This window comes from Crenobacter oryzisoli (genome assembly GCF_030385785.1).
Classification (GTDB): Bacteria; Pseudomonadota; Gammaproteobacteria; order Burkholderiales; family Chromobacteriaceae; genus Crenobacter_A; species Crenobacter_A oryzisoli.
In genome coordinates this window covers 1-11,492 of the sequence record NZ_JAUEDK010000080.1, presented here as the reverse complement: position 1 = coordinate 11,492, position 11,492 = coordinate 1, and the positions used below count along the sequence as shown (strand labels likewise).

General features: G+C 57.2%; 11 protein-coding genes and 4 pseudogenes. 5 read left to right on the top strand and 10 right to left on the bottom strand.

Features of this window, described 5'->3' with window-relative positions; all coding sequences use genetic code 11:
- Positions 1-88: 88 nt before the first annotated feature.
- From QU481_RS22775 to QU481_RS22755, 5 genes are all read right to left on the bottom strand, one after another.
- Positions 89-394, bottom strand: a complete 306-nt coding sequence (locus QU481_RS22775; RefSeq protein ID WP_289832271.1) for a transposase — start codon at positions 392-394, stop codon at positions 89-91.
- A gap of 144 nt (positions 395-538) precedes the next feature.
- Positions 539-1,693 carry an acetylornithine deacetylase gene (argE, locus tag QU481_RS22770; protein WP_289832270.1) on the bottom strand — a complete coding sequence of 385 codons (1,155 nt, stop codon included), beginning with the start codon at positions 1,691-1,693 and terminating at the stop codon, positions 539-541.
- 9 nt (positions 1,694-1,702) lie between these two features.
- On the bottom strand, positions 1,703-2,377 hold the full coding sequence (locus tag QU481_RS22765) for a DUF1028 domain-containing protein (RefSeq protein ID WP_289832269.1): 675 nt from the start codon (positions 2,375-2,377) through the stop codon (positions 1,703-1,705).
- On the bottom strand, positions 2,374-2,799 hold the full coding sequence (locus tag QU481_RS22760) for a RidA family protein (RefSeq protein WP_289832268.1): 426 nt from the start codon (positions 2,797-2,799) through the stop codon (positions 2,374-2,376). Before QU481_RS22760 ends, QU481_RS22765 begins: the two co-directional genes overlap by 4 nt.
- A 33-nt stretch (positions 2,800-2,832) precedes the next feature.
- Complete coding sequence (locus tag QU481_RS22755) at positions 2,833-4,176, bottom strand: flavin-containing monooxygenase (RefSeq protein WP_289832267.1); 1,344 nt, start codon at positions 4,174-4,176, stop codon at positions 2,833-2,835.
- Between the two features lie 771 nt (positions 4,177-4,947).
- Between QU481_RS22755 and QU481_RS22750 the strand changes: the two genes are divergently transcribed.
- Both QU481_RS22750 and QU481_RS22745 read left to right on the top strand, forming a co-directional pair.
- Positions 4,948-5,988, top strand: coding sequence for an ABC transporter substrate-binding protein (locus tag QU481_RS22750; RefSeq protein WP_289832266.1), 1,041 nt, complete (start codon positions 4,948-4,950; stop codon positions 5,986-5,988).
- A 45-nt stretch (positions 5,989-6,033) separates the two neighbouring features.
- Positions 6,034-6,393: pseudogene (locus QU481_RS22745) on the top strand (zinc ribbon domain-containing protein); the annotation flags it as partial.
- Between the two features lie 31 nt (positions 6,394-6,424).
- Here the strand turns inward: QU481_RS22745 and QU481_RS22740 are convergent.
- The gene (locus tag QU481_RS22740; RefSeq protein ID WP_289832265.1) at positions 6,425-6,604 is read right to left on the bottom strand and encodes a hypothetical protein; all 180 of its coding nucleotides are present in this window, start codon (positions 6,602-6,604) and stop codon (positions 6,425-6,427) included.
- A gap of 39 nt (positions 6,605-6,643) precedes the next feature.
- Entirely contained in the window at positions 6,644-6,904 is a 261-nt protein-coding gene (infA, locus tag QU481_RS22735; protein ID WP_289832264.1) for a translation initiation factor IF-1, read from the bottom strand.
- A gap of 472 nt (positions 6,905-7,376) precedes the next feature.
- On the opposite strand from infA, the gene rbp reads away from it, so the two are divergent.
- Positions 7,377-7,718, top strand: coding sequence for an RNA-binding regulator (gene rbp, locus QU481_RS22730; protein WP_289832263.1), 342 nt, complete (start codon positions 7,377-7,379; stop codon positions 7,716-7,718).
- Positions 7,719-7,751: 33 nt separating this feature from the next.
- On the opposite strand, the pseudogene QU481_RS22725 reads toward rbp, so the two are convergent.
- A pseudogene (locus tag QU481_RS22725) lies at positions 7,752-8,021 on the bottom strand (transposase); the annotation flags it as partial.
- 37 nt (positions 8,022-8,058) lie between these two features.
- Positions 8,059-9,312 carry a GGDEF domain-containing protein gene (locus QU481_RS22720; RefSeq protein WP_289832262.1) on the bottom strand — a complete coding sequence of 418 codons (1,254 nt, stop codon included), beginning with the start codon at positions 9,310-9,312 and terminating at the stop codon, positions 8,059-8,061.
- Between the two features lie 354 nt (positions 9,313-9,666).
- On the opposite strand from QU481_RS22720, the pseudogene QU481_RS22715 reads away from it, so the two are divergent.
- Positions 9,667-9,833 (top strand): annotated as a pseudogene (locus QU481_RS22715) (IS5/IS1182 family transposase); the annotation flags it as partial.
- A gap of 107 nt (positions 9,834-9,940) precedes the next feature.
- Here QU481_RS22715 and tnpA read toward each other — a convergent pair.
- Positions 9,941-10,160 (bottom strand): annotated as a pseudogene (gene tnpA / locus QU481_RS24025) (IS200/IS605 family transposase); the annotation flags it as partial.
- Between the two features lie 68 nt (positions 10,161-10,228).
- On the opposite strand from tnpA, the gene QU481_RS22705 reads away from it, so the two are divergent.
- Positions 10,229-11,492: RNA-guided endonuclease InsQ/TnpB family protein (locus QU481_RS22705; RefSeq protein ID WP_289832261.1), on the top strand; the 1,264-nt coding region annotated here is incomplete at its 3' end.

The following is an 11,492-nucleotide window of genomic DNA, read 5'->3' as shown; positions in this document are numbered from 1 at the left end:
GACGATATGGCGCTTGCGCCCCTTGGTTTTCTTGCCACCGTCGATGCCTATCCTTTCGCTGGCCAGCACGGTCTTCACGCTTTGCGAATCAACTATGCCATAGCTTGGCATCGACTTTTTTTCTCTGGCTACGATGGGCACGCGTCAGTTCATCCAGTGCCCGTTCCCAGACTCCTTGCTTGTTCCAGCGGCTGAAGTGGTCGTAGACCGTCTGCCAAGGCGGGAAGTCTGTAGGCAACATCCGCCACTGACAGCCACTTTTCGTCAGATAAAGAATCGCGTTCACCATCAGCCGCTTGTCGTGCTTGGGTGGCCGGCCGCGCCCGTTTGCAGCCTCGAAATGGTGAGCAATACGGCACCACTGTTGTTCAGTCAGGTCGGTTGGATAAGCCAAGGGTTGTCACATGTCATGCAAAAACGCTTGATTTTCTCGCAATTTGGTTTTCAAGACAGCTTCTTAAAGAAGCGCCAAGCTGACAATGGGAAAAGGAGTGGCCAGCCACTCCTGTGAGGTTCGTCCGCAAATGGAGGCGGTTGCTCAACGGGCCAGTTGCTGTACCAGTTTGTCCAGCATGGTGTCACAGGCCAACAATTGGTTCAGCGCCAGCCATTCGTCGGGTTGGTGGGCTTGGGCAATGTTGCCGGGTCCACACACCACGGTGGGGATGCCGCAGCGTTCGGCAAACAGGCCACCTTCGGTGCCAAAGGCGATCTTGCCTGGCGGGTTGTTGTCACCAAGTAGGCCCTGAACGAAGCGGACCACGGCCGCATCCGGTGGGGTACACAAGCCCGGATAAGTGCTGCGTTCGGTAAATTCGATGCCGGTCTCGCCAGCCACACTCTGCATCTGCGGCGCCAACTCCTTGGCTGCGTAATCGCGGATTGCCGCAATCAAGCCATCCGGCGGATCTTCAGGCAAATGGCGGATTTCGAAGTCGAACACGCACTCGGCCGGAATGATGTTGAGCGCGGTACCGCCCCGTACGGTCCCGACGTGCAGCGTTGTGTAGGGCACTTCGTACAAGGGGTCGAAAGGCCCGTTTTGCTTGCGCTCACGTGCCAGACTCCGGATGTAGGCGATCAGCTCGGCGGCGTATTCCACCGCATTCACGCCGGCAGGCGGGTTGCTGGAATGGCCCTCGTGCCCGCGTACCGTCACCCGAAAAGCGGCTTTACCTTTGTGGGCGGCGACCACGCGCATCAATGTCGGCTCGCCGACGATGCCCATGGCAGGAAGAACCGGCAGCCCGCCCAGCACATCCAGCAGGCGGCGCACGCCGATGCAGCCGATTTCTTCATCGTAAGTGAAAGCCAGGTGCACTGGGGTGTGCAGCTTGACGGCGGCGAGTTTGGGCACGGTAGCCAGCACCGAGGCGATGAAGCCTTTCATGTCGGCACTGCCACGTCCGTAGGCCCGTTCGTCGCGTATGTCGAGCTTGAATGGCTCGCTGTGCCAGTCTTGCCCATCCACCGGCACTACGTCGGTATGGCCGGCCAACATGACGCCGCCACGATCGGTAGGGCCGATGGTGGCGTACAGATTAGCCTTGGTACCGGTGGCGTCTTCCACCAAACGGCTTTCGATACCAAAGCCGGTCAGGTAGTTGCGTACGAACTGGATCAGCTCCAGGTTGGAATTGCGGCTGGTGGTGTCGAAGCCCACCAGCTTTTCCAGCAGAGTGAGAGATTCCATCGCTGCTCCTTACGGGTCGCCCGGCACGCCGTAGCTGGGGGCTTCTTCCGGTGACAAGGCCCGCGTGACGTAAGCCTGCATCTGCGGTTGATAGCGTTGCCACAGTGCGACAAGTTCCGCTACCGGCGGGCCCTCGGTCCAATCGACACGCAAGTCCACCACCGGCCAGTCGGCCTTGTCCGCCACCTTGATGCCGGCCGCGTGGATCGGCCCGGCTTCACCACCGACATCCACCGCCGCTTGCATGGCTGCCAGCAGACGGTCGGGCAGAGAACCTCTGCTGTTTTCGAAGGCATCGACCATGACTTGGGGCAGGGCCGTCGTGGCGAGCAGATTGCCCGCCGCAGCGCAGTTCTTGCCGCTGGCTGAACCGAATACACCGAGTGCTTTGTTGCCGGTAAACACCGCCGGTGTACCGCGTAGCGGAACCAGCACTAATTGGCGCCATTCGATGAATGGGTCGAACGCGCCCAGCCGTTCGACGATCTGGCCGCTGTCCAAGCCTTGGGCCATCAGCTCCAGCGCACGCTGGCCCAGTACCGGGTTGGTTACGTTCTGACTCAGGGCCGCCCCGGCTCCGGCGCGCACATTGGCGCAGCGGCTGGCTACGCAAATGCTTGACGAAGCCAGGGCCACGCCGACCATCCCGCTGTCTGGACAGCGGGCAGCGATCGAGAAAGTCATGCGCGGCGCTCCTCCGGGATCACGGCGGTGATGTCAATTTCCACCAGCCATTCCGGACGGGCCAGGGCGGAAATCACCAGACCGGTGGAAACCGGAAAGACGCCCTTCAGCCACTTGCCGACGATGCGGTACACGGTCTCGCGATAGCGGGGGTCGACAAGGTAGATGACGATCTTGCACACGTCGTCCAGGCAGCTGCCGGATTCTTCTAGCAGCATCTTGACGTTGGCCATAGCCTTTTCGGTTTGTGCGGCCACGTCGCCGATACCGACCGATTCGCGGGTATCTAGATCTTGGCCGATCTGGCCGCGCAGGAACACGATGTTGCCCGCAACGACGGCTTGGCACAGGTCATTGTCGAGGTTTTGTTCCGGATAGGTGTCACGGGTGTTGAACTTGCGGATACGTTTATGAGTGGTCATTTTCGTTTCTCTACAAAATGTTTATCTAAGGTTTTATACGGTGGTTTTATCGGTCAGATGCTTGGTCCGTGGTGTAATCAAATCTTCGGTCTTTTGGCGTTGTGATGCGTCTCGATAGGAAAAATATTTGCGCTGTGTGGCAATATGGTCCGCAATATATTTGGCGTCGTGCCAGACGCCCCAGATGAAGCTGGAGCCACGACGCGACAGCCATGGCAGGCCTACGAAATAGACGCCGGGCTCGGTCGATACCCCACGCTGGTGCCGCGGCTTGCCCTTCTCATCAAAGGCGTTGACCTTCAACCAGCTGTAATCAACTGCAAAGCCGGTTGCCCAGACGATTGAGGTAATGCCAGCCTCGGCCAAGTCGAGCTCAAGAATAGGGTTGGTCAGACATTCCGGATCAGGGAGGATATTGCGGGCTTCAGGCTCTTCCGGAAGGTCGAGACCATTGCGCTCAATATAAGCATCAGCTGCATCCAACAACGACAGATAGTTTTCATCGCCGTGTGCAATGTTGCTTGCTAGGTCCGATTGGAAGGTCACTTCGCCGTTATTGAACGATTTCGTCATGCCAACGAGCGTGATCCCCTGATTGGCAAGACTACGGAAATCAACGGTATGTCCGCCACGAGCACCGCTAACCGCAATGGTGACATGTTCCGTTCCTGGCCTCATGGCCGGTGCATCCCACTCGCCAAGAACACCCAGCCACCAGCAGAAGTCACGATTGCGATAGGCACGCGGAGGACGATCGTGGGGTCCAACCGAGAGGTAAACCTGCTTGCCGGATCGCTGTAGTTCATCTGCGATCTGCACCCCTGATGAACCGGAGCCAATCACCAGAACAGCTCCCTTGGGCAATTGTTCAGGATTGCGATATTCAGCAGAATGAATCTGCGTAATTTTCCCATCTTTCGGTGCAACCGGCGGAATAATAGGGCGCTGGAATGGCCCGGTTGCGGCAACCACGCGGTTGGCCTCGATCACACCTTCAGAGGTTTCAATGGTGAAGCCCGGCCGGCCAACATTGCGTTCCACTTTCTTTACTTCCACACCTGTGCGGATAGGGGCGTTGAACTTCTTGGCATAGGCTTCGAAATAAGCGGCAACCCGTTCTTTCGGGGCAAAACCGTCAGGGTCGACGTCGTCGAACTCAAGTCCCGGGAAACGATCGTGCCAAGCCGGACCATTGGCAACCAGTGAATCCCAGCGTTCCGTGCGCCAGCGTTCTGCAATGCGATTGCGCTCCAGAACGAGGTGAGGCACATCGAGTTTACTCAGGTGTTCGCTCATGGCCACGCCAGCCTGACCGGCACCGATAACAAGCGTATCTATCTTTTCAATCGCCATCTCTGTGTCCTTAGCAGTGTTCATGCGGTGTGCTCCTGTGAGTCGGGCCACAACCGCAGTCTATGGAGCCGCGTCGGATACAGAAAATATATATATTGTCTAGATTGAATAATTTTAAAATATGTAGTGCGCGCACAGGTAACTGGTCTAACTGGTTGCGGTCGCCGATCTCGACAGCGTCACGGCGCCGCTTGGGCTTACCCCTGTCAGAAAGAGCCTCGTGGCATCGACGCGCAATCTGCAGGCGAATGCCAAAGACGTGATGCAGCAAGCAAGCGAGAGAGTTGAGCCAGGCTGTCGGCGCAAGAAGCTGGCATCGTTGTGAATGCGGGGCCGACTGCAGCCGCGACGAACATGCTGCGCGGCTGATGTTTTGGGCGTTGACAGACAGTGCCACCGGTTGGGAACTGGTCGAGGGGGAGTGGAGGACGTTTCGTCGTGTTGGGGCACGAAACTCACGCTGTATTGGCCTAGCCAATCTGAGGGGGTCTGAAACCGAAAAGGCGGGCCAAGGGGTTTATGGAACTGTGCGGTAGCATGCTCCATGCATTACCCTAAGTCATTGCATTGTTTTAATGTATGCAATGAATAATCTAAAGCTATTTTACTTATTTATTTCATCGTCCCTAAATTGGTATGTCCACGAGACAAAGGGGATGGTTTACAGGGCGTCGCTGCATACTCAGGCATGTAGTCAGCTAGCCCTGATCCTTTTCCCGTCTGGCCTGCCGATTCGTATCCACGCAGGAAGTTGAGCGGCAGTACATCCATCATCAAAAGCACATGAGGGACATCATGAAACGTGTTGCCGTCACACTTTCAGTGGCCGTTACCGGCCTTCTGATCTTTCCTACATTCGTCACTGCGGCCGATCTGACTGTGGTTTCATTTGGTGGAGCCAACAAAGAGGCCCAAAACAAGGCTTACTACCTGCCGTTCAAGGCAGCTACCGGTATCAACGTGGTCGGTGGTGATTACAACGGCGAAATGGCTAAGGTAAAGGCGATGGTCGATACCCGCAGGGTCAGCTGGGATGTGCTTGATGTGGAGTCGCCGGAGTTGGCGCGGGGCTGTGACGAAGGGTTGTTCGAGAAGCTTGATTACAGCCGCATCGTCAACCGTGGGGAATTGCTGCCTGGGGCCGCACAGCAGTGCGGAGTGGGCGCTTACATCTGGTCCACGGTGCTTGCCTACAACGCTGATAAGCTCAAAGTAGCTCCAAGCTCTTGGGGTGATTTCTGGAACGTGCAGAAATTCCCCGGCAAGCGCGGATTGCGCAAAGGCGCCAAGTACACACTGGAGATCGCTTTGATGGCTGATGGCGTGGCGCCGAAGGATGTGTACAAGGTGCTGGCTACACCGACGGGCGTGAATCGGGCGTTCAAAAAACTCGACCAGCTCAAGCCCTATATCCAATGGTGGGAAGCGGGTGCACAGCCGCCACAGTACCTGGTCGCCGGCGATGTGGTGATGAGCTCAGCCTACAACGGGCGGATCGACAGCGCGCAAAAGGACGACAAGCACTTGAGGATAGTCTGGAATGGCGGCATGTACGATTTCGACTACTGGGCAATTCCTAAAGGCACTCCGAACAAAGAGGCGGCTTACCGGTTCTTGTCTTTCGTCAGCCGGGCCGAGCCGCAAAGCCACTACGTGCAGGGCATCAGCTATGGGGTTAGCAACAAGAAGGCAACTGGGCTGATCGAAGCGCATACGCTGGCCAATTTGCCCACCGCACCTCAAAATCTGAAGAATGCCGTGGCAGTCGATACCGGCTTCTGGACCGATTATGGCGAAAGTCTGGAGCAGCGTTTCAACGCCTGGGCCTCTAAGTAGTGTAAGTGGCGGCGCCGCTGAGGTTTTAACTTTGCGCCGCCCTCTGGCCTAACTTCGCAGGAATGTTCCGCGTGCGGGCACATTCACCCGGACAACCGGCCAACGCAGGCCGGCTTCGTCTGCCAACAGTGCGGATTCATGGCCAACGCTGATGACAACGCCAGCCTCAATATCGCCCGACGCGGTGTGCGGTTGTTGCTGTCGGGTGAGTATCAGCCCAAGGCCAAGAAGAAAATGATGCGGCTGAAGAACAAGGTAGGCGCGGAGCGCGCCGAACCGTCGTCGGCAACGACGGCCACGCCGGGGGAGGTCAGGGTAAGTCGCGGTTCGGAAAACCGAAACGCGCTCAGATCGAAAAACCCGGAAACCCCCACTACACGGCAATCAGTCGTTAGCGGCGGGTAGTTCATGCTGATAGCAAATTAGAGGGGTCCGCTTAAGCGGCAGTAACGCAAGCTTCGCCTTGGTAACTGGCGCTTTCAATGCCAAACACTGAGCGGAAAGTCACCATGAAGCGGCGACCAATTTGCTGAATGGAAAGCACTTCAAATGAGATAGCAGAGTTATCGATTTGCTGGGTGATGTGATCACCCTGTTTCAGTTCTTTGATTTTCATTGGGTTGTTCCTTTTGGCACCCAACTAGCTAGGTGCCCATCAATGGCGCCGCCTCGGTGACGGCACATGTTCTATTTTTGCGGTAGGGTGGCGGAAATTGATACGCCCCTTAGTGAGATCATAGGGTGACATTTCCACCGTGACTCGGTCTCCAACCAGCACACGGATACGGTGCAGTTTCATCTTGCCAGAGCCATAAGCGAGAATCTCCACGTTGTTATCGAGCCGGACACGAAATCGCGATTCCGGCAGCATCTCGGTGACAACACCTTGCAGTTCGATCATGTCTTCTTTGGACATGGACGCTCCAATTCTGAAATGGTAGGCAGCCACGATGACCAAAATGGCTCGTGACATAGTAGATTGCTTCGTAAACCTGGGCGGAAATTGCTGTAAAAACTGACAGCAGTTAAGGCAAGACAGGCGGCTGTTGGGTTGCCGCTAGAGAAGACTCCCACTGATTCTACTGCAAATATTTGATTTGTCAAAGTTTTTCGTGGTGCTGACGAGGGGGCTTCTACCTCATATTGCTCCAACAATTTGGACAACATCCATTTATTGGCCAAAGCGTAAGCTATTGCCTATGCCCAACGGGGCCTAACTAGGCTATATAGATAACTAACTGCTCGTCCTATCCCTCTTTTTTGTTCGACGTGAGGCACTCTCCCTGGTATCGCAACCGCATCACAATTCTTATGCCGCCTGACAGCACTGCCCATGGGGGGCAAGGCTCTAAAGAGCTCTACACGACGGCTTTCTGAGGAACTCCCACATGGGAAAGAAATTATACGTAGGCAACCTGGGCTACAGCATCGGTAACAATGAGCTTGGACAGCTGTTCGCAGCCCATGGGTCCGTCGTGTCTGCCGGGGTTATCACGGATCGCGACAGCGGTCAGTCCAAAGGGTTCGGTTTCGTTGAGATGAGTACAGACAAGGAAGCACAAGAGGCCATCTCTGCCCTCAACGGCAAGGAAGTAGACGGCCGCCCCTTAACAGTCAGTGAGGCTCGCCCCAAGGAAGGGGGCAGCCGTGGTCAAGGTGGCTATGGTGGCGGTGGGGGCCGTGGCCGTGGTGGTTATGGCGGGGGTGGTAAAGGTAAAAGCCGGTATTAGTCAGCGACAGCGACCGATTTCCTAAGAACCTGTTCAAGGTCTTTTGAGCAAGAGGCACAAGAAGGCAAGGTGGACGAACTGCATGCTGGTATTGAGTCGTCGCTCGCAGTTCTTCCATAGTCGCCTGTTCTTTTCCAGCCAAGCGAAGCTACGCTCGACGATCCAGCGCTGGGGCATCGCCTTGAAGGTATGCAGTTCGCTTCGCTTGCCAATCTGCACCGTCACGTCCTCTCCCAGAATCTCACGCACGCCATGTGCGAAGGGCTGGCCCACATAGCTGCTATCTGCCAGTAGGCTTTGAACTGACTTTGTTGTACAAATCAGTTGATTCTCCCTTGCATCATGCAGTTCCGGAGTCTTCGGTTCGCCCCGAGGCCCTATCAGAACCAGATTGAACAACCGGTTTCGTCTGCATTTCAGCGAACTCAACGCGGTTACGCCCCGCTTTCTTGGCGCGGTAAAGCAACTCGTCTGCAGTTGCAATCAGGGTCTGCTGATCGACTGGCCTGTTTACCTCAGCGAAGTTCACCGCCACCACGCCAAAGCTGGCCGTAGTCATTACGGGTTGACCGTCATTGCTATAGGCCGGCCGCCCAGCCAAGGTCGTGCGTAAACGCTCAGCCAAGTGGATGCCGCCAGGCAGATCGGTTTCGGGCAGGACCAACAGAAACTCCTCCCCGCCATAGCGCACTACCGTATCAATCTGTTTTCGCGTAGAGGAATGCAATAGTTCTCCGAAATGACACAGGACCGCATCGCCGACCAGGTGGCCGTAGTTGTCATTGATGACCTTGAAATGGTCGATATCGCACACGATCACTGTCAGCCAGCGTTGGTAGCGACGGGCTCGTTCTAGCTCGCCTTCCAGAAATCGATTCTGGAGATAACGGCGGTTATAGCAACCGGTCAGAGAGTCCCGAATGGACAGATCCTGCAGGCTCGTTTGCACTCGGAACTCGTCCCGCCACAAGCGGTGATAGCGACGTGCCGCTACGATGCCGAAGGTGTTGGTCAGGATCAACAGCATGGTCATGGTGAGCAGATCCGAGGTACTCAGCGCCCCGATGTGCGTGACCAGCAGGCTGAACACCACGGTTGTGAACAACGCCACTGCCGTGGCATTAAAAAGTGAATTCGGGATGAACAGGTAGACCACGACCAGCATGATGCTTATGGACATGGCATGCCAAGGGATCTCGTGGGGTCGGTACAGGACAATGAGCATGAACGTGCTCATTCCGACGATCTCTACAGCGGTTGCCGCAAGCGTGGGGGCAATGATCGAGCGAGGATAGCGAGCGACCAGGTAGATGCCAGCCGTTGCCGTGAGCGCGACCAGGCAACGGGCCAGCAATAACAGCAACGTCTCCGCCGAGTAGCCCAGTACGGCGACATCGGTCAGCGCAAAGGCTACATAAAAGCAGGAGCAGGCCCCCAAGGTGATGCGCAGTTGTGTCTGGGTCTGAACCAGATGATGGCGCAGGAAGGCACGCTCAGTCTCTGGATGGCGAAATGCTCCGGCGAATGGGGGCAACTCAAAATCCGTCCGGGTGTTCGGCGGATGCTCACCATGCCCCTCCTCGAAATGCTGCATCGTACAACCTTTCGTTAAGACTTATGAGTGCTTGATTCCTGGCGCTACTGTCTAGCCGCAGCAAAGTGGCTTTTGAGTCTGGGGTAACGGAACATCCCCTTAGCAGGCAACTCATTCCGAGAGCAAGTCTTCACCCCGCACTCAGACTTTATCCGCCATCCTAGCCACTACTAACCTTAGTGACTATCCCATATATAAAAAATAATTGTATTAAATATTCATTAGTATTGATTTGTTGCACAAATCGCCGGATCACCTTACCGATTATGGTATTGACATTTTTGCCTCAAAAACCTCGGGTGCTCGCCAGTCGGTAAAATTACCTTGTCATTAATATCGCTGAACTTGAGGCCAATGAAACCGCGCAGCGCCATCAAAAACGACCGGTTTGCCGGCGATCACCACCGCCAGAAGATCGACCGGCTGTGCGATCCGCTGGCCGAGATTGAGTGGCACATCGACTTTGCCGTATTGGCGGTCGAAGTCGACAGTGTGGGGCTAGACCGGTCAGCCCGCAGGGGGCACCGTTTCTGACCCGGTGCGCGGCAAGCCTCGGCCCTTCAGGCCGGGGGAAGGGTAGCGCGGACGCCGTAGGCGTCCTTTGGGTGGTCAGTGTGGAGTTTGCTGCTTGGCGGATGATCTCGATCGGTGCGCCGCCACCGCTACCGGCAAGTAGGACGGCGACCACCGTGCACAGCCCCACCGCTTCTTGGGTCGTTCTTCTTGCGAATCATGCGGCTGGAAACACCTTTTAGGCTGTTTACTCACACCGAAACAGCCCCCTTCGGCGGGTAGTTCACCAGCCGGTGGACGTGATCGTGCTCGCCGTCGAACTCCACCAATTCCGCAGAAAGACGCCGTGTCTTCCGTGCCGCATAGCGTTGTCGTTACTCATCGACCAAACTATTCTATCTGCATGCAACGCCGCCAAGCCTTCCAATACGAACTGATGCCGACCGGCGACCAGCAGCGTCTGATGCGCCGTTTCGCCGGATCGTGCCGGTTCGTGTTCAACAAGGCGCTGGCGTTGCAGAAGGAACGCTATGCGCGTGGCGAGCAGAAGCTCGGCTATGCCGGACTGTGCCAGCGGCTCACCGCGTGGCGCAACGGGCCAGACACACCGTGGCTGGCCGAGGCGCCGACGCACCCGCTGCAACAGACGCTCAAGGACCTGGAGCGGGCCTACGCCAACTTCTTCGCCAAGCGGGCGGCCTTCCCGCGCTTCAAGAAGAAGGGCCAGTCCGCTAGCTTCCGCTATCCCGATCCCAAACAGATCAAGCTCGATCAGCGCAACCGCCGCCTCTTCCTGCCCAAGCTCGGCTGGCTGCGCTACCGCCACAGCCGCGATGTGCTGGGCGAGGTGAAGCAGGTCACGGTGTCGGCCAACGGTGGCAAGTGGTTCGTCAGCATCCAGACTGAACGCGAGGTTGAGCAGCCCGTCCCCAATGGCGGCGCGGTCGGCATCGACTTGGGCATTGCCCGCTTCGCCACGCTGTCGGACGGCACGTTCTACGCACCGCTCAACAGCTTCAAGCGGTACGAAAGCGCGCTGCGTAAGGCGCAGCAAGCCATGAGCCGCAAGACCAAGTTCAGTCGCAACTGGCAGAAGGCGAAAGCCCGCGTCCAGCGTCTCCATGCCCGCATCGGCAACGCCCGCCACGACTACCTGCACAAAGCCACGACCACGATCAGCCAAAACCACGCGCTCGTGTGTATCGAGGACTTGCCGGTGCGGAACATGTCCAAGTCGGCAGCAGGCACCACCGAGCAACCGGGCAAGCATGTTCGGGCCAAGTCCGGCCTGAACAAGGCCATCCTCGATCAGGGCGGGTTCGAGTTCCGCCGCCAACTGGACTACCAGCTGGCGTGGCACGGCGGGCATCTGATCGCCGTTCCGGCGCAGAACACCAGTCAGACCTGCCCGTGTTGCGGCCACGTATCGGCGGACAACCGGCGGACGCAAGCTCGGTTCGTCTGCGTCCAATGCGGTGTCGAGGACAACGCCGACCGGGTCGGCGCGCTCAACGTATTAAGGGCGGGACACGCCCGGTTAGCCTGTGAAGTGAACGGTGCGGTAATGCCGACAGCAGCAGGAACCCACCGAAACGCCCCAATCCGGCTCGATGCCGGGTTGAGCGCCGTTGGCCCCCCCCCCGACTTTAGGCGGGGGAGGATGTCAA